Here is a 19,204-nt window from a genome sequence, read left to right on the forward strand (position 1 = left end):
AGAGGCCATTATGAGTCAGAAAATTAAAGCCGCCATTATTGGGCCGGGCAATATAGGTACTGATCTGCTCTATAAAGCACTGCGCAGCGAACAAATCGAGCCGGTGTTAATGATTGGTGTTGACCCAAACTCTGAAGGGCTTAAACGTGCCGCCGCACTGGGCTTGCAGATCTGCGCTGAAGGCGTACAGGGTGCGCTGGCGCAAGTCAGGCAATTGGGGGTTCAAATCGCCTTTGATGCCACGTCCGCTTATGCTCACAAAGGAAACTGTGAATTACTGACCCCTTTGGGCGTGACTATGGTGGACCTCACCCCAGCGGCTATTGGCCCATTTTGTGTTCCCCCCGTGAACCTCAATGCATTAAATCCAGCCCAATTGGATAACGTCAATATGGTCACTTGTGGCGGCCAGGCCACCATTCCCATGGTCTCCGCGGTCAGCCAGGTTCAGAAGGTCAGCTACGCTGAAATCATCGCCACGGTATCCAGCCGCTCGGTAGGCCCAGGTACCCGCCAAAACATCGACGAATTCACCCGCACCACCGCCAGTGCTGTGGAGTCCGTGGGCGGCGCAGATAAGGGCAAGGCCATTATTATTATCAATCCGGCCGAGCCACCACTGATTATGCGCGATACCGTGCATTGTCTATGCGCCGACACACCTGACCAACAAGCAATAACCCAATCCGTGCTGGCTATGCTGGAAAAAGTGCAGGCCTATGTGCCGGGATACCGGCTGAAAAACGGCCCGGTGTTTGACGGTAATAAAGTATCTATTTATCTGGAAGTGGAAGGTCGTGGAGATTTCCTGCCGCACTATGCTGGCAACCTCGACATTATGACAGCAGCAGCGCTGCACACCGCTGAGCTTATCGCCAAATACAAGCAGGCCTGAGGAGAACCGCATGAACCTGAAAGACAAATCCGTGATCCTGCATGACATGAGCTTGCGTGATGGTATGCATGCCAAGCGTCATCAAATATCCCTAGAACAAATGGTGAATATCGCCACGGGACTCGACGCCGCCGGTATGCCGCTCATTGAAGTCACCCATGGTGATGGGTTAGGCGGCGCGTCACTAAACTACGGCTTTCCGGCCCACAGTGACGAAGAATACCTTTCGGCGGTAATCCCTAAGATGCAACAGGCCAAGGTTTCAGCACTGCTATTGCCCGGTATTGGCACCGTTGACCACCTGCGTATGGCTAAGGACTTAGGCGTATCCAGCATTCGCGTAGCCACTCATTGCACCGAAGCAGATGTCTCTGAGCAGCACATTGGCCTGTCCGCCAAGCTTGGCTTGGATACCGTTGGCTTTTTAATGATGGCGCATATGGTCAGCGCCGAAAAGCTGCTGGAACAAGCCAAACTGATGGAAGCCTACGGCGCAAACTGCATTTACTGCACTGACTCGGCAGGTTATATGTTGCCCGATGAAGTCAGCCAGAAAATTGGCCTGCTCAGGGCTGAGCTTGGCAGCCACATAGAGATCGGTTTTCATGGTCACCATAACCTTGCCATGGGGGTTGCCAACTCACTGGCCGCCATTGAAGCCGGGGCTAAGCGTATTGATGGTTCAGTGGCAGGCTTAGGTGCAGGGGCTGGTAATACGCCTCTTGAAGTATTAGTGGCGGTGCTGGAACGCATGGGAGCAACACACGGTATCGATTTGTACAAAATCATGGACGTGGCCGAAGACCTGGTGGTGCCTATGATGGATCAGCCCATCCGGGTTGACCGTGACGCCCTGACCCTAGGTTATGCGGGTGTATATTCGTCATTTCTGCTGTTTGCCAAGCGAGCCGAAGCCCGCCATGGTGTGAGTGCCAGAGATATTCTGGTGGAACTGGGCAAACGCGGCACGGTCGGCGGGCAAGAGGATATGATAGAAGACCTGGCACTGGATATGGCCAGCCAAAGAAAGCTAAGCTGAGCTAAAATCTTGTATATTTTTTGTGATTTCTGCGGCCGGGTCTTTACCCCCGGCCGCTTTGTTTATCTAATGTGAGGTAAATTAATCCTACTTAAGCTTTATGCAGGACTTCAGACTGGGCGAATGGCAGGTGAGCCCCACGCAAAACAGCCTGACCCGGGAAGGAAAAACCAAGCAGCTTGAACATACCCCAATGCAGTTGCTGTTGTTCCTGACTCAACACCCTGGCGACACCCTCAGCAAAGACCTGTTGCTCGAACATATCTGGGCCGGAAAGGTCGTTACCGAAGAAGTACTGACAGTGGCGATTAGCCATGTCCGTAAAGCACTGGGCGATAGCGCTCGCACCCCTCGCTATATAAAGACAGTGCCGGGCAAAGGTTACTGCCTGATATGCACGCCCGAAGCGCTAAAAGACGCAACCTTTGTTTCTGCGAAGCCACTTTGGCACGTCCTCGCCCCTATAGTGTTAATCTTGGCTTTGTTCTGGTGGTTCTGGCCGACTTCCCTATCACAAACTGCAGCAAAGCAGACGCCGGCTTCAGCTGGGCAAGAGCTTTATAACCAGGGGCGTTTTCTGCTCTTTTCACAGCAAGAAAACCATTTACAGCGCGCCAACGCGCTATTTGAACAAGCTTTGCAACAGGATCCCCAACTGGCCAGCGCTCTGTGGGGCAAAGCTATGGTACTGATCATCCAGGCCGAGGAACTCCCCCGACAGCAGGGCGCTCCCCTACGTGACCAAGCCATTGCATTACTGGAACAGGCAGAGCTGTTTTCCCCCGACCATGCACCAGTGCAATTACAGTTGGGCTGGCATTACTTTACCCATCAATGGAATTTCCAATTGGCCAGACAAAAGTTTGAGCGTGCTATTGAACTAGCGCCGCACGAACCAATACATAACTTCCTTTATGCTCAGTACTTGATAGCCATGGGCGACAATGAAGCCGCCCTGAAGGCCACGCGTCGCTACATTGACCTTGCGCCGCAATATTATTCAGTGCCTGTTGTAGCTTGGATTTACAACACCGCCCGACGACCACAAGACGCCTTGGTGGAGCTGGAAAAAATTGCGGCGCTGACGACACCAGACCTCAACTTTCACCACTCAGCCATTAAAACCCTGGAAAACCTCGGTCATGATCAGCGGGCTTTCAATCATCTGCTTCAATCAATGCAACTGGCTGGCTTCAGTGACACACAGCTTACCAGCGTACAACAGCAGTTTAGGCAGGGAGAGCTGGCGGCGGTGTATTTGTGGTTAATAGAACAGGGCATCGGAGACAATCTCGGCCATTACAGCGCGCCTTTGGGCTACGCCCGCTATGCTATCAAAGCCAATGACACTGAACAGGCCATCCACTGGTTACAGAAAGCCGTGGCACAACGGCAGTTAGAAGTCCTGTGGCTGGCCGTAGATCCATACTATGACCCTTTAAGACTACACCCACAATTTCATCAAATTTTGCAGCAACTAAAACTCGACAAGATAAAATAATGAATTGATTTATAAGGAATTTAACCTTTATTTATATTTATTTACCGAGGTTTCAGGATTCTCATTCTCGCGGCTGGCAGTATGCCGCTCTTTGCGATAACCGGATCTCCTGATGAAATCACTTTACTGCCTGATTGCCATGGCATGGCTCAGCGCCTTTCCAGCCCAGGCCAAGCTGCTGTGGCAAATTCAAACCGATGATGGGGTATTCGCCTCCCCTGTTGTTCATAACGGTGTACTGTATCTGGCCAATGGCAACAAGCTAAGCGCCCTGAACCTCCAGGGCACATTACTCTGGCAACATCCCCTCTCGGCCCCCGCACGCAGCACGCCAGCTATTGCACACGACATGTTGCTATTGCAAACCGAACAAGGTCTGCTGGCCTTCTCCCTGACCGGTCAGCTCACCTGGCAGCACCTAAGCAAAGATGGGCCCAGGCTGGTAAATGGCGCGAACTGGGGATGGGGGAAGGGCGATTATGCAGAACCATGGAGCTGGTACCGCTCTTCGGTCACCCTTGACAAGGGAGTTGCCTATTATGGCAGCCAAACCGGCACTTATGCGGTACGTATCACAGATGGGCAGCAGCTTTGGTATCAAGATACCGGCATGACACACACCCAACCCGCAGTATCACAAGAGATAGTGGTCGTGGGTAGCTGGAACAACCATCTGTATGGTCTGAATGCACAAAATGGTGACATCCTCTGGCAATTTGAAAGTCCCTTACCTCAGGGTGAGCTGGGCGGATGGGACGGTTGGCAGGGCTTTAACCTAAATCCCGTCATCAGCGGCGACTATGTGTATGTTGGCAGCCGCAGCACTTGGTTCTTCAAGTTAGGTCTAAAGGATGGCCGTGAAGCCTGGAGTACCAAACATGCCAGCAGTTGGATTGGTTCAACAGCCTTAGTTCACAATGGTCAGGTTTACTATGGACTCTCTGACGGCCTGGCCCTGATAGGTCAACATACTCAGTCGGGCAACATTGAGCATTTCGTCCGCTCACCGCATTTGATCTTTGCTGCCCCTGTGGCAATAGGTGAACAGCTGTATTTTGCCACCTTATCCGGTGAGCTGTTTAGCTATCTGCCCGCTAGCGGTAAGCACCAGAGACTTTACCAAACCCAAAGCAGTCAGATGCATTATCAGAAACATGTTAAACCGCTAGGCGGTCCCAATTATCAGCCTTTGGATCCCAAGCTACCCATATACCAAGCCAGCCTTAAACAGGTCACAGAATTACTAGAGGATATGGACAGTATTGTCAGTCTCGGCACCGCTGATGGTGTGCTTTATCTTGGTCTGACAAATGGCCGGCTGTTGGCCTGGCGGCCTGAATGATCGGGTCGCCGGCAACGCGGTGTGTAGACTTAGGCTGTCTACACACCGGCACAATAGGGACGACTTAACGAATACATTACTTGAAGTTAACCATCTGTGCATAGCTCATGGTTCTGGCCATTTGTCCTAACCAATGCCATAAACGCGCTCTGCGAGAAGCCAGGGCTTTCTCACAAACCTGATTAGTCTCATGATTTACTGTAACTTTATCTGCAACAACTAACATAACCCGCACCCTCTTTGTGTTTCAACCCACCGATATTATTGAACAATTATCGAACGATGACGAACGACAAAATTTCAACGTTCGGATAAGTTTATCTAATGGATTTGCGATTATAAAAAAGCCGCTATTCTAAAGCGTCGGGCTGATACTTACCTTATCTCCACCGTCACGCGGCTATGACGGGAAAGGTGCTAACAGCCCCATTGAGGAGATAGCAAAGGACCATAGTGGTCGCTTAAAAGATATATTCATTCATACCTATGCAACAAAAATCACACAACTTTATCATATGCAGCGCTGTGGATTCCGCTATCCTGCATGAAAGCAAAACATGCGCTCTAGCCCTTTAAAAATCAGGCTTAAAGCAAATGTTGAGATAAAATAATAACTGACGGTTAAACGATAGGGGTCTGCAGGTTATGCATAGCGATAACATGGCATCAACTACACCGCTTTACTTATCTGCGGTGTAATCTGATGAAACGCGTGTTCATAGTCCTAGGCCTGCTTTCATCATCTGTTCACAGCGAGACATATTGTCATCACCCCATCCGCATCGTTTTTAGTGGTGACTGGTACCCCTATTTCTACCAAGACAAACAGGGTGATTACACCGGGCAGGATCTGGAATTGCTGCGTGAAAGCCTGGAAAACATGGGCTGCGAACTAAACATAGTGCAACTGCCAGAGCGTCGAATTACTGCCGACTTGCTAAGCGGACGTGTAGACGTCGCCATTGCGGCCTCGCTTACCGAAGCCCGGCAGCGGCAGTTTCTGCTTTCTGTTCCCTATCGCCAGCAAAGCACTGTATTAGTGTTTCGCACAGCAAACAAGAAAACCGCCGCCTTAGATACGGTCAGCGAATTGGTCCGGCAAAACAAATTAATTGCCCTCAACCGGGGCGGTTGGTTTGGTGCAGAAGTCGCTAGCATTCTGAAGTCAAAATGGGCCAGGCACTTGATACATGTGGAGACCTTTGCCTCACGACTTGAACTGTTGCGACGAGGGCGGGTAGATGCCTTTATTGATGATCGGGAAACCGTGCTGGCGAATATAAACAAGCTACATCTCAGCGATCTTTGCATCATTCCCAGGCCTGTTGACGTCGCCGAGCAGCATTATATGTTCAGTAAAATGAGACTGGACGATGACTTTCTCTCGGAATTTAACCGTCAGCTTTCCCGGTTACTGGACAACCAGGTGGATATTCCTGTTCCCGAGGCTAACGACCATCCACATTGAGTGTTTTCCCCATCACAGGAAGATGCATCAATGGTTAAGCATCTGGCCTCAAGAGTTGCCTTAGTACCTGCACCACCTCACTCTCACGGCGCCATGCCAGACCAATTTCCCGCTTCAACTGCAACTCAGGCAAAGGCTTAAACAACACATCATGTTGCTGTAACTCAGCATGCACCGGGATCAGGGCACACCCCACCCCAGCACTGACTAACCCGACCGCATATTCGATGGTTTGGATGCGGGCACGGATATCCAGGCTGACGGCAGATTCTCTCAGCAAGGCTTTGAGGCTATTCCAGGCATCGCAAGGGGTACGCTGAATAAAAGCAGCATCGGCCAAATCCGCAATGCAAACCCGCTCCAGCAAAGACAACGGATGGCCAACCGGCACAGCCAGTTGATATTCTTCTTGCCAAACCGGCAGAAACTGCTCACCGGGCAGCAGCAAGTCGCGCGTTATCAGACGGGCATCGCAGGCTTCTTCCGGCGGCACCAGGGTAAGCTCCAGACTGTCTCTTGCCGAGGTAAACTGCTTCAGCAAGGCGCTCATACGCGCGACCCCCAGGCCTTTAATCAAACCTAAACGAAAGGGTTCTTTAACCTGGCGACCACTAAACATGGCCTGAATGGCATCCGCCTGCCCTAACAACTGCTTGGCCAGTGGATACAACTGTTCAGCCGCATCGGTGGCGCGCACACCGCGGGCGTGACGAACAAATAGCGGCCGCCCCAGCTCATCTTCCAATTGCTTCAACGCCGCAGAAAGTGAAGGCTGGGCAATAAAGCGACTGCGTGAGGCGGCGCTAAAGCTCCCTTGTTCATAGACGGCGACAAAATGCCCCAACACCCGCAAGTCCATGTTTTCCCTCAGTAAAGCCCAAACTTAGATATAGTTACAGACTATAGCTATTAAAGATATTTGATACTATTTCTTTATCTAAATTAAGCCTATTATCGATCCGTTAACAACCAATTAGCAGGTGTATACATGTCTCGTCCCGCATTCAACTGGCAAGATCCTCTCGCCCTGGATTCCTTATTAAACGAAGAAGAACGCATGGTGCGCGACAGTGCCCATCAATACTGTCAGGAGCAGCTGCTGCCCCGGGTACTGGAAGCCAACCGCCAGGAAATCTTCCATCGCGAAATTATGAATGAACTGGGTGAGTTGGGCTTGCTGGGTGCCACCCTGCCCGAAGAATACGGCTGTGCGGGGGTGAACTATGTGACCTATGGCTTGATTGCCCGTGAAGTGGAGCGTGTCGACAGCGGTTATCGCAGCGCCATGAGCGTACAGTCTTCTTTGGTTATGCACCCTATCTATACTTATGGCACCGAAGCACAACGGCAAAAATACCTGCCTAAACTGGCCACTGGCGAATGGGTGGGCTGTTTTGGTCTGACCGAGCCGAACGCCGGTTCCGATCCTGGCTCTATGGCCAGCCGCGCAACGAAAGTGGATGGCGGTTATCGCCTGACCGGCACCAAAATGTGGATCACCAACTCCCCCATCGCCGATGTGTTCGTGGTGTGGGCCAAACTGGACGGTGAAATTAAGGGCTTTGTGCTGGAAAAAGGCATGGAAGGCCTGAGTGCGCCGAAGATTGAAGGCAAATTCTCCCTGCGCGCGTCCATCACCGGTGAAATCGTCATGGACAATGTGTTTGTGCCAGAAGACAACCTGTTACCTAATGTCAGTGGCTTAAAAGGCCCATTCGGTTGTTTAAACAAAGCGCGCTATGGCATTGCCTGGGGCGCGCTGGGCGCTGCCGAATTCTGCTGGCACGCCGCGCGACAGTACACGCTGGACCGTCAGCAATTTGGTCGCCCCCTGGCCGCCACCCAGTTAGTCCAGAAAAAACTGGCCGACATGCAAACCGAAATCAGTGTCGGCTTACTCGCCTGTTTGCAAGCAGGCCGGTTAATGGATCAAAACCTGCTGGCACCGGAAGCTATCTCGCTAATTAAGCGCAACTCCTGCGGCAAGGCATTAGATATCGCCCGCATTGCGCGGGATATGCACGGCGGCAACGGCATAGCCGATGAATTCCATGTTATCCGCCATGTGATGAACCTCGAAGCGGTGAATACCTATGAAGGCACCCACGACGTTCACGCCTTGATTCTGGGTCGCGCACAAACCGGGCTTCAGGCGTTTTCCTATACGCAGTAGGAGGTTGCTATGCTGGATCGCAACGCCATAGTCAGGCATAACCTGCTTAGATGGCTGGAAGAAGATAATCTGCCCCAACCGGTATTGGATGTATCTCTGGCCGAAGCGGGCCTGACCGATACCCAACTGGTGGATTTATTTGAAACGCAGGTCATGAGCCGCCATCTGGATTTACAATCCAGACAGATGCAAAAGCAAGGCAAGAGTTTCTACACCATCGGCAGTGCCGGACATGAAGGAAACGCGGCTATCGCCGCCGCCTTGCGTGTTGATGATATGGCATTTCTGCATTACCGCAGCGGCGCTTTTGCTATCCAGCGTAGCAAACAAAAACCCGGCTCTACGCCGCTTTACGATATGCTGCTGTCCTTTGCTGCCAGCAGCGAAGACCCCATTTCCGGTGGCAGGCATAAAGTGATTGGCAGCCATGAGCTGTTTATCCCGCCGCAAACCAGCACTATTGCATCACACTTACCCAAAGCCATGGGTACGGCCTACAGTGTTGCCCTGAACAAAAAATTAGGTACCGACGCCAAACTGCCGGATGACGCCGTGGTGGTATGTAGCTTCGGCGATGCCTCGGCCAACCATTCCACCGCACAAGGCGCCATTAATGCCGCCTGCTGGGCGGCATTTCAGTCCATTCCCATGCCGCTTATTTTTATCTGTGAAGACAATGGCATTGGTATCTCCACGGCCACGCCCCAAGGTTGGATCCACGCCAACTTTGCCAATCGTGCCGGACTGGAATACCGCTATTGCGACGGGCTGAATCTGCTGGATACCTATCGCACCGCCAAACAGGCGGCCGATTGGGTGCGTAAGCGCCGAAAGCCCTTGTTTTTGCATGTTCGCACCGTGCGCCTATTAGGCCATGCCGGCTCTGATTCAGAGTTTGCCTATCGCAGTCAGGCCGCCATCGAAGCCTCCGAACGCCAGGATCCTATCGCTCACAGTGCCAGTTTATTGCTAAGCAACAAGGTGATGACCGCCGAGCAAATTGCTACGTTGTACCTGCAAATGGAAAGCCGTGTTGTCCGTATCAGTGAGATGGCGGCTGCACGGCCGAAGCTGACCAATGCGACACAAATTAAGGCCTCTATTGTGCCGCCCAAGCTTGCACTGACCGAAGTGGTTGGTATCGATGAATCGCAGCGTGACAGCCTGTTTGCCCATGAAAAACACAATCTGGCTAAACCCCAACACTTAGCCAAGCTGATTAACTGGGCATTATTGGATTTAATGGCACAGCACAAAGAGATTGTGATGTGTGGTGAAGACATTGGTCGTAAAGGCGGCGTATATAATGTCACCGCCAAACTGTGTGACAAGTTTGGTCCATCACGGGTCATCAATACCTTGCTGGACGAACAGTCCATTCTGGGTATGGGCATAGGTATGGCGCACAACGGTCTGTTACCTATCCCGGAAATCCAGTTTCTGGCTTATGTACATAACGCCGAGGACCAAATTCGGGGCGAAGCCGCTACCTTGCCGTTTTTCTCTAATGGTCAGTATGCCAACCCTATGGTGATTCGCATTGCCGGACTGGCCTACCAAAAAGGTTTTGGCGGCCATTTTCACAATGACAACTCCTTTGCGGTATTTCGCGATATTCCCGGCTTGATTCTGGCTTGTCCTTCCAATGGTGCCGATGCCGTGGAAATGCTGCGCGAGTGTGTGCGCCTCGCTCGCGAGGAGCAGCGCCTGGTGGTGTTTCTGGAACCCATCGCCCTGTATATGAAAAAGGACCTGCACGAGGAGGGGGACAACCTGTGGTCATTCCCTTACGTGCCGCCCGCACAGGCCAAACCTATTGCCCTTGGCGAACCCGCCGTGCATGGCAATGGCAAAGATCTGTGTATTATCAGTTACGGTAACGGTTATTACCTTAGTCGTCAGGCCGAGAAGCAACTGGCTGAGCAAGGCATCCAAACCACACTTATTGATTTGCGTTGGTTAGCCCCCCTGAATCAAGACGCCATTTTGCAGCAGGTTGCCGGCCACCAGCAGGTACTGATAGTGGATGAATGCCGGCAAACCGCGTCCATCAGTGAAGCCCTGGTAACCATGCTGAGCGAAAATGCCAAGACATTAAGCAATATTCAGCGAGTCTGTGCCGAAGACTGCTTTATCCCTTTAGGTAGCGCCAGCTATGAAGTCCTGCCAAAAACTCAGGACATTGTTAATACCGCCCTTAGCATGCTTAACAAAACCATAAGAGAGGCAAGCTGATGACCAAACAAACTGCCGTGGTCATTTGCCCCGGCCGCGGCACCTACAACAAAGAAGAACTTGGCTATCTTGGTCGATATCACAGTGACAAACAGGCCATGCTGGAGGTGATTGACCAATACCGCCGTAGCCAGGGACAGCCAAGCATCACCGAACTGGACGCCATGTCTGCCTATAAGCTGCCCGTGCATACGGCTGGCGAAAATGCCTCAGCCCTGATTTACGCCTGTGCCCGTGGCGACTTTGCCGCCATAGACAGGGATAAATATGACATTGTGGCCGTTACCGGAAATTCCATGGGCTGGTATATCGCTCTGGCTATGGCCGAAGCACTTGATGAACAAGGTGCCATTGAACTGATCAACACTATGGGTTCGATGATGAGTGGCGGTGTGATTGGCGGCCAGATGATCTACCCCATCAGCGACGACAACTGGCATGAAGACAGCACGCAAAAAGTGCAAATCATGCAATGGATGGAAGAAGCTAATCAGCTGCCAGGCTGCGAAGTTTATCCTTCTATCTGGCTTGGCGGCTATCTGGTGCTTGGTGGCAACGAGGCTGGCCTTAAAGCCATGGAGCAGCGTTTACCCAGGTTGCAGGACCGTTACCCTATGCGCCTGTATAACCACGCGGCCTTTCATACGCCCTTGCTGGCGTCCGTTTCACAAAAGGCCTTCGAACAATTACCGGCCCATTTATTTAAACGGCCACAGTTACCTTTGATTGATGGTGAGGGGCGCATCTGGCAGCCCCATAGCACCGACACCGCGGCTTTGCATAGATACACGCTTGATACCCAGGTGGTGGCGCCTTATGACTACAGCAAAGCCATCGAAGTGGCGATTAAAGAGTTTGCCCCGGATAAGCTGATTATTCTCGGCCCTGGCGCCACCCTGGGAGGCGCAACAGCGCAAGTACTGATTAAACACCTGTGGCACAAGCTGCAAAACAAACAGGATTTTATCCAACAACAGCAACAGGAACCGCTGCTCCTGGCTATGGGCCTTGAGGGGCAGCGCCAAGGGGTAACGGGCTAACCAGAAGCCGGGCATTGACGTTGCCTGTCTTATAAAGCCATTCCGCCCGGTAGCAAGAATATCTCTGGCGGCGTAGTGTTAAATCGGGTTTACTCTATAGAACACGCTCTAAATCTAATAATTCAAACACTTAAGGAGCTACCGTGCGCTTTGTCAGCCTAATTACCGCGCTGGCGCTAACACTTAGTGCCTGCACCACCATGCCGCCTTCCTCGCATGATTTGTTTGAAGCCACCACCTCACAACTACAACAACAAATGACCGAAGGCCGACTGAGCTCCGAGCAATTGGTGCAATACTATCTGGCCCGTATCCAGCGCTTTGATGATCAGGGACCTGAGCTGAATGCCGTAATTAGTCTTGATCCCAGCGCTATTGCTCAGGCTAAAGCGCTGGATAAAGAACGCCAGGCAGGCAAACTGCGTGGCCCATTGCACGGCATTCCAGTGCTGCTGAAGGACAATATCGACAGTCTGGGCGTGGCCAATACCGGCGGTTCAGTACTCTTCAAGGATAACCTGCCCGTAGACGATGCGTTTTTGGTAAAAAAGCTACGCGATGCTGGCGTGATTATTCTGGGTAAAGCCAACCTTAGCGAATGGGCCAACTTTCGCTCCACCCGCTCTAGCTCAGGTTGGAGTGCCATGGGTGGACAAACCCGTAATCCTTACGACACCAGCGCCTCCACTTGTGGTTCCAGCTCAGGCTCAGGCGCGGCGGTTGCCGCTAATCTCACCACACTGGCGGTAGGCACGGAAACCGATGGTTCATTGGTGTGTCCCGGCGCTATAAATGGCATAGTCAGTATCAAACCTACGCTGGGCCTGGTTAGCCGCGATGGCATTATTCCTATAGCCCACAGCCAGGATACCGCCGGCCCCATGACGCGCACGTTACGAGATGCCGTGTTACTGCTGCAGGCCATGTCAGGGCAAGACCCAGGTGATGCAGCCAGTTACACGGATACCCGCGATTTTACTCAACACCTGACCAAGGACGGCTTACGCGGCAAACGCATCGGCGTAGTGCGCAGCCTGATGGGTTATCACCCTCTGCTGGATGGCGTTTTTGAGCAGCAGCTCGACCTATTACGTGCACAAGGTGCCACATTGGTTGATACCGAACTGGATGAGCAATGGGGAGATGACGAATTCACCATCTTGCTGCATGAGTTTAAACCGGATATGGCTGCCTATCTGGCCAGCACATCCTTACCTTACCGAAGCCTGAATGACCTGCTGGAAGCCAACCTTGCACACCAGGAACAAGAACTGGCGATATTCGGTCAAGAAATTTTTGCCATGGCGGTGGCCCGTAGTGACGAGCAACAAGCCGAATACCTTGAAGCACTGGCACGGGCTAAACAGCAGGCCGGTGCAGAGGGTATTGATGCGCTACTGGCTAAGGATAAGCTGGACTTGCTGATCGCCCCTACTGTCGGCCCCGCCTGGAAAACCGACCACATCAATGGCGACCACTATCTGGGAGCAGCCAGCTCCGCGGCAGCTGTGGCCGGCTATCCGCATATCACCATTCCCATGGGCTTTGTTGAAGTACCCGGCAGCCCGGCGCTGCCTGTGGGGATGAGCTTTTTCGGTACAGCAAAGTCAGAGCCCGTGCTGATCGAAGCGGCGTTTGGTTATGAACAAGCCAGCCAGAAACGACGTCCGCCAAAGCTACACTAAGGGTGAACAGGGCGTCTTGGGCGCCCTGTGTTATCAGCATTGATAAATACCATGCTGAAGCTGCGAAACACAATCAGGGGCGAGGCGCGAACTTGCTGATATCCAAGGTACCCACCCGACCATCATGGCCTGCGCCTAAAAAGCTTTGCTCATTCGCCGCCAGGGTATAAAAACCCTGTTCGGAAAATGCCTGCCAGCTCGCGCCATGATCATAGGAGATATCCGTGCCTGTCTTGCCGGTTGCCAAGCAAATCGCGTTAATGCAGGCCATCGCCGTGCGCAACCCTCGCTCACCGGCCTGAATAACCTTCGCCCCCTGCGCGGTGAGTTTTGCCAGGTTGGGATACTTACCCGGTCTATCCTGAAAGTCACCGCCCAGGACAAAAACCTCGTTCTTGCCATTCAGACCAATAGCGTAAGCGCCACCCGTTTGCCCTTGTCTATGTATCGGTAGCGCGATACGTTGCCAGCGCTCACCTGCATCATCAGAATGATAGGCCGATGCCGAAAAGCCACCGGTGGCGATCCAGACATTATTTTTATCCTGAATTTTCAGGGTATTACCGCTGGCCGCAAAAGCCGCTTCCTTGTCTAACATGACGGGTAACTGCTGCTTGGGAATACGCCGCCAGGTTTTGCCCCCATCCGAGGTTTTCATGACCACATAGAAACCATCTACCGGATCGCCCAATAGCAAGCCGTGCTCCTGATCCCAAAAATCGATGGAATTAAAAAAGCCCTCCGCCTGCTCATTCTGCAACCACAATTGCCAGTCTAATCCACCGTCTGTGCTACGGTACAAGCGTGAACTCTGACCTGGCCCCACCGTCATCGCCAGTACGCTGCCATCAGCAAATTGCTGCAAATCGCGAATATCCCCTTCGGCTTCAGAGGAAATAGCCACCGCTTGCCAGGTATCACCCGCATCCAGGCTTTTATAAACCTGTCCTTGGGTACCTGCTACCCATAACTGGCCAAAGTCCGCACTGCTGGCCCGAAGCGAAGGCGCTTCGGGTAGGCTTTGTACCTTCCAATCCAAGGCCGATACCTTTGCCGAGCAAAGCAGCGTCAAAACGGATAAGGCTAAAGTGGATAGTTTCAACATGGTTATTCCCTTATGCTTAATGTACTTCGGCGATGCGCTTTAACACGGTAAGAAACGCCTGACAGGATGCAATAGACGCGGTTTCTTCCATGGTGTGGTAGCCGGTAGTGGGAATTTGCAAAGTAGAGCCCGTGACTACCCCGTTAGAAGCGGCAATAATCCGTCCCATTTCGGTACTGCCGTAAGACTGAGGCGTCAGCCCTTGTGCCAGCAACTGGGCATTTTTCTGATCAATATATTCATCCTTGTAGCTGCAGGTATGACCATAAACTTCACAAATAGCCTGTAGCTGCTCGGTCAGCAACGCATCAAACTCGGCGTTGGCGTCTTTATGGCGCAATACCAGTTGCTGCTTGTCTGCTTCTTCACGATCCGGATAGGGGCTGGTATCCACCACAATAAGACGGTTGGTGCTACTGCCAAAGCGCCTGAACCACTCCAGCAAATAGCGCCAACTTTTACCGGCTTCTTCCTGAGCGGTGAAAAATGCCGTGCCTTGAAAGCCAAGACTAAACAAATGCACTAAAAAAGCAGCGGTCAACACGTTATCCAACTGGCCGCTGATGGTGTCCTCTTTGACGCTTAACCTATCAGCAAAGGCCACCGGCGTCCCGGCCACCAGATGCTCCATACCTTCGAGGGTAAAAATCAGGTTGTTGCGCCGCTCACACACATAGCTTTTAGCAATCCGGCCCTTACCCCGATAGGCACCGGACCAGGGTTCGTAGGCCATTACCGGCGTGGTGTCGAAACGGTCGACGATTTTATTGATCAGTTGCTCGGATACCGAATTACCCAACAAGTCTGAACGATTGCCCGCCACAAAAGCGGCATACTGAAATTCATTGGGGCCGGTGCAGATTAAACCATGTCTATCAATATGGGCGGAGAACATGGCCGAGAATGGCTTACTACCCTGCGCTACCAGCACACCTTCGTACCAGGTGACCTGCGCGCCCCGCTCTTCCAATTCTCGTTGTAATACTCTAAAAAAACTGTGCTCCGCCCCCACTACGCTGGGCTCACGGATCAGGGTTTTCAGTAAATCAAACACTTCATTTAATTCGGACATGGCAACTGTAGCATCAGAGCAAAATATGCTCTTAGCATACTGACAAATGCAAGAAGTCGCAGCAGATTCATGATATCCAGCAGCCAATAAAAGGCTGCCTTGTGGGAAATGATTTTAGGGGCCGGATTATGGCCCCAGGATTGCTTAGATAGGAGAGCCTGGTGGTAAGGCCAGCGGTGTAAACACCGGAGACCACGCTCCGCTATCCTCAAACTGTTCCCATTGCTGGGAAAGCAGGTTAAGACTCGAATCTTTGTCGTGCTTGTCCAGCCAGTCACCTAAACTCTGCATCTGCTGATATAAGATGGCCCTGGCCTCTGGAGACAATTCGGCGCTATTGAGGCTGTTCATCAACTGATAAAAGGTCACATGCCTGACCCTTTGCTGCAACAGCAACTCAGTGCCCTTATAGTTGCGATTCTTAACGGCCTTAGCCAGTAACCTATCCAGTGTTGTCTCGAGCTGCCCCTGACCGGCAAGACGATTGAGTCTTAAGGGATGCAAGAGCATCGACAGGGTATGATTAGCTGAGGCTTCGGCTGCACTGAGCGGATCAAACGCCAAACCAGTGCGGCCCTTAAAGCTTTCGCGCCCATCACTGTCGCCATAAGCTTTAGGTGGTATCAAAGCCAACAGGTCATCCGGCAAGGCCAAAAACTCCGGCGTCAAGGTTGTCAGCAACGACGCCAAGGCTTGCTGTTGTTTGTCGGCAGATACCCACTTAATGCCTTTAGGCTCGGCGTATTCGCCTTTTAGTTCATACTCATAAAATGCGCCGCCCAGCAGTTTGCTCACCGCTTCTACCTGATAACGGTGGAGTAAATAAATAGGTACCAGCGCTTCTTGCAAGCTCGATAAGGGTTGGCCCTTAGCAATATTGCTCAGACCAAAATTTGTCAGGGCAAAGCGGCGAACTTCAGCCAAACGGGTGAGTTCAGCAACAGGATCACCACCGTTATCCCATAAATGCCCGATGGCACTGACACCACCGGCGGGACGGGTATCGGCATCGGCCATATACTCCAGTCCATCCTTTTTGGCCTTAGTCACCAGCGCCGTTAGTTGTGCGTTGTTGTAGTCCCCATAGCCGTATTGGATAGCATAGTGGTCCCATTCACCTAAGCCTTCCCGATAGGCATTTTTCAGGCTGATCTGATTGTTCTGTAACTCAACCAAAGGATGGGGGTAATCCATCACCGAAGCCCGTCCATTGGCACTGGCGGCAAAGTTATGAATCAGGCCGATAGTATGCCCTACTTCATGGGCTGATAACTGACGGATACGCGCCAGGGCCATGGCTTTTTGTTTTTCAACATCGGCTTGCTCACCGCTGTATGGGCCGGTCAAGCCTGATGCAATCAAAAAGTCCTGACGAACACGTAGCGAGCCCAAAGTAACATGGCCTTTTAGAATCTCACCGGTTCTGGGGTCAGTGACACCCGCACCATAAGACCAACCGCGCGTAGCTCTGTGTACCCATTGGATGACGTTATATCGCACATCCATAGGATCGGCGTCGGCGGGCAGGTCTTTTACCTGAAACGCATCTTTGTAGCCAAGTTGCTCAAACGCCGTATTCCACCACATGGCGCCGTCATACAACGCGGTGCGAACCGGTTCCGGTACGCCTGGGTCAAGGTAATAAACAATAGGCGCCACGGCTTCACTCACGGCCGCATCAGGATTCTTCTTTTGCAGACGATGACGGGGTAACAAACGCTTCACCATGGGTTGATCGATAGCGGCGGCATAATCCATATATTCCACTTTCCAGTAACCGGAATAGGGATGGAAGTCACGTTGCTGGTAGCCCGCTTCCGGCAAAGCAATGAGTGAATGATGCAAATGCACGCTAATAGCATCGGGTTCAGGGGTAACCTGGCGCACAAACTCACCAGCCTTGCTGCCCGCGTATGTCACCAGCGCTTCCAACTCAGTATTAAGCGGAAACGCCTTAGAACGCTTGAGATAAACGCCACTGCGTTTGGCATCGGGTTTATAGGTGCCTTGTTTTTGTGCAGCAAGCCGCGGAGCAATCTGATGGATGTCACTGAGTAAGAAGGCCGTGTAGTCGACCAACCACTTGCCGGATTCACTGGCAACCACTGGCAGTCCCGCCAACACCGACGTGGCAAAGGCTTCGTCAATACTGGCTCGCTCAGCAACATTATGGCTGTCTGCCCGGTAGTAAGTATTTAACTGTTTAAGCAGCAGTTTATTACCGAACGGCTCAAATTGTACCAAGCGGGTCTCGCCCAACTGGCCTCTGTCCAAGCCAATATCATTTGATCCGATACCGCGCGGCAGTGAACTTTGAAAAATAAACGGCTGCTCTATCTTGTCCACCAGCAGGAACACTTTGTCCTCACTGGCCTGATAGTAGAAGTCAAAGTATCCCTGCCGTAGCTCCATCCCTTTAGTAAAGTCTTTAATACCGGCCGCATTAGCCAGCGGACTGAGTAACAGACACAGCCACCATCCCCATTTTGCCATCTTGCCCTCTGTATATTTTTATTTTCCAGGCACTTACCTTATCTCAGCCGAGATCAGGGTGAAACCATCAGATGGCCCAAATACTGACATTGACCGTTCAATAACCTGCCAAACAGCCCCAGACACAAAAAAGCCCACCTGGGTGGGCTGTTTTGTGTCGCAAATAGCTCAGGGTTCGGCCATCCACTTTCGCACAGCCGAGGCCAGTTCATCCGGGTGAAACTTAGCAATAAACTGATCAGCGCCCACTTTCTGCACCATGGCTTCGTTAAATACCCCGCTTAGGGAGGAATGCAGAACAATATGCACTTTTCGCAAATCAGGATGGTTTTTAACCGAAGTGGTAAGGGTATAGCCGTCCATTTCTGGCATTTCTATATCTGAGATCAGCAAAGGCACCTTTGAGGTGATATCTCCCCCCATTTCCTTGGCTTTTTCTTCCAGCCAATTCAGCGCCTGACGGCCATCGTTAACTAACTCTACATTCACACCAATAGAAGAAAGGGCACGCTTAACCTGATTGCGCGCCACAGATGAGTCATCGGCCACCAGCACGGTTAAAGCACTGAGATCAATATCTGTTACCTGCTTCTTCACATCTTCACTGACTTCTTCGTCTATGGGCGAAATCTCGGCAAACACCTTCTCGACATCGATCACCTGAACCAGCTTGTTGTCTACCTTAGTGACAGCCGTCAGATAATGGTTGGCACCGGCTCCTTTGGGAGGAGGCATTATCTGTTCCCAGTTGATATTAACAATACGGTCTACGCCCCCCACCAGGAAGCCTTGGGTAGTGCGGTTGTACTCGGTGACCAGCACAAAAGCGGTTTTCAAATTCTCTATGCGTTTACCACCCGTGGCCTCACTGAGATCAATTACGGTAATAGGCACACCGCGTAAATGCGCTATTCCCCGTACACAGGGACTGGCACCAGGCATCTCAGTGAGCTCAGGACACTGCAGCACTTCTCTGACTTTAAACACATTGATGCCAAAGGGCTGCTCGCCGATCAGCCTGAAAATCAACAATTCCAGTCTGTTCTGACCAACAATGTTGGTTCTTTGGTCCACCGACGCAATTAACTTGCTCATACACGCTCCGATTTGCCGCTTAAGCTAAACAATAGCAGGTACAAAGATAATACCAATAAAA

The 19,204-nt window shown here is 51.9% G+C and carries 15 protein-coding genes; 9 read left to right on the top strand and 6 right to left on the bottom strand.

The genetic code is table 11. The features are described 5' to 3' along the window. Nucleotides 1–10: 10 nt before the first annotated feature. The 4 genes from IEX02_RS03900 (at nt 11) to IEX02_RS03915 (ending at nt 4,777) form a co-directional block, all read left to right on the top strand. Nucleotides 11–895, top strand: coding sequence for an acetaldehyde dehydrogenase (acetylating) (locus IEX02_RS03900; protein ID WP_188690555.1), 885 nt, complete (start codon nt 11–13; stop codon nt 893–895). 10 nt (nt 896–905) lie between these two features. Then, entirely contained in the window at nt 906–1,934 is a 1,029-nt protein-coding gene (dmpG, locus tag IEX02_RS03905; protein ID WP_188690558.1) for a 4-hydroxy-2-oxovalerate aldolase, read from the top strand. A gap of 100 nt (nt 1,935–2,034) precedes the next feature. Next, nucleotides 2,035–3,435 carry a winged helix-turn-helix domain-containing protein gene (locus tag IEX02_RS03910; RefSeq protein ID WP_188690560.1) on the top strand — a complete coding sequence of 467 codons (1,401 nt, stop codon included), beginning with the start codon at nt 2,035–2,037 and terminating at the stop codon, nt 3,433–3,435. 112 nt (nt 3,436–3,547) lie between these two features. After that, nucleotides 3,548–4,777 (top strand): outer membrane protein assembly factor BamB family protein, encoded by a 1,230-nt coding sequence (locus tag IEX02_RS03915; protein WP_188690565.1) that lies wholly within the window; start codon nt 3,548–3,550, stop codon nt 4,775–4,777. Nucleotides 4,778–4,853: 76 nt separating this feature from the next. On the opposite strand, the gene IEX02_RS03920 is transcribed toward IEX02_RS03915, so the two are convergent. After that, the gene (locus IEX02_RS03920; protein ID WP_188690567.1) at nt 4,854–5,003 is read right to left on the bottom strand and encodes a hypothetical protein; all 150 of its coding nucleotides are present in this window, start codon (nt 5,001–5,003) and stop codon (nt 4,854–4,856) included. A gap of 477 nt (nt 5,004–5,480) precedes the next feature. Between IEX02_RS03920 and IEX02_RS03925 the strand changes: the two genes are divergently transcribed. Then, on the top strand, nt 5,481–6,245 hold the full coding sequence (locus IEX02_RS03925) for a substrate-binding periplasmic protein (RefSeq protein ID WP_188690570.1): 765 nt from the start codon (nt 5,481–5,483) through the stop codon (nt 6,243–6,245). A 34-nt stretch (nt 6,246–6,279) separates the two neighbouring features. On the opposite strand, the gene IEX02_RS03930 is transcribed toward IEX02_RS03925, so the two are convergent. Then, entirely contained in the window at nt 6,280–7,104 is an 825-nt protein-coding gene (locus tag IEX02_RS03930; protein WP_188690578.1) for a LysR family transcriptional regulator, read from the bottom strand. Between the two features lie 129 nt (nt 7,105–7,233). Here IEX02_RS03930 and IEX02_RS03935 point away from each other — a divergent pair, with 129 nt between their 5' ends. From IEX02_RS03935 to IEX02_RS03950, 4 genes are all read left to right on the top strand, one after another. Further along, complete coding sequence (locus IEX02_RS03935) at nt 7,234–8,418, top strand: acyl-CoA dehydrogenase (RefSeq protein WP_188690581.1); 1,185 nt, start codon at nt 7,234–7,236, stop codon at nt 8,416–8,418. A 9-nt stretch (nt 8,419–8,427) separates the two neighbouring features. After that, a complete protein-coding gene (locus tag IEX02_RS03940) occupies nt 8,428–10,653 on the top strand; it encodes a dehydrogenase E1 component subunit alpha/beta (RefSeq protein WP_188690584.1) in 2,226 nt (741 codons plus the stop codon). Next, nucleotides 10,653–11,693 (top strand): ACP S-malonyltransferase, encoded by a 1,041-nt coding sequence (locus tag IEX02_RS03945; protein WP_188690588.1) that lies wholly within the window; start codon nt 10,653–10,655, stop codon nt 11,691–11,693. Before IEX02_RS03940 ends, IEX02_RS03945 begins: the two co-directional genes overlap by 1 nt. 143 nt (nt 11,694–11,836) lie before the next feature. After that, nucleotides 11,837–13,378 carry an amidase gene (locus IEX02_RS03950; protein ID WP_229702037.1) on the top strand — a complete coding sequence of 514 codons (1,542 nt, stop codon included), beginning with the start codon at nt 11,837–11,839 and terminating at the stop codon, nt 13,376–13,378. Between the two features lie 73 nt (nt 13,379–13,451). Here the strand turns inward: IEX02_RS03950 and IEX02_RS03955 are convergent, their stop codons facing one another. From IEX02_RS03955 to IEX02_RS03970, 4 genes are all read right to left on the bottom strand, one after another. After that, nucleotides 13,452–14,483 (bottom strand): WD40/YVTN/BNR-like repeat-containing protein, encoded by a 1,032-nt coding sequence (locus IEX02_RS03955; protein WP_188690591.1) that lies wholly within the window; start codon nt 14,481–14,483, stop codon nt 13,452–13,454. Nucleotides 14,484–14,499: 16 nt separating this feature from the next. Beyond that, entirely contained in the window at nt 14,500–15,555 is a 1,056-nt protein-coding gene (locus tag IEX02_RS03960) for a peptidase M42 (RefSeq protein ID WP_188690594.1), read from the bottom strand. 144 nt (nt 15,556–15,699) lie between these two features. Beyond that, entirely contained in the window at nt 15,700–18,048 is a 2,349-nt protein-coding gene (locus IEX02_RS03965) for a zinc-dependent metalloprotease (RefSeq protein ID WP_229702039.1), read from the bottom strand. 168 nt (nt 18,049–18,216) lie between these two features. Beyond that, on the bottom strand, nt 18,217–19,143 hold the full coding sequence (locus IEX02_RS03970; protein ID WP_188690596.1) for a chemotaxis protein: 927 nt from the start codon (nt 19,141–19,143) through the stop codon (nt 18,217–18,219). Nucleotides 19,144–19,204: the final 61 nt, after the last annotated feature.

This window comes from Bowmanella pacifica, assembly GCF_014645355.1.
GTDB lineage: Bacteria > Pseudomonadota > Gammaproteobacteria > Enterobacterales > Alteromonadaceae > Bowmanella > Bowmanella pacifica.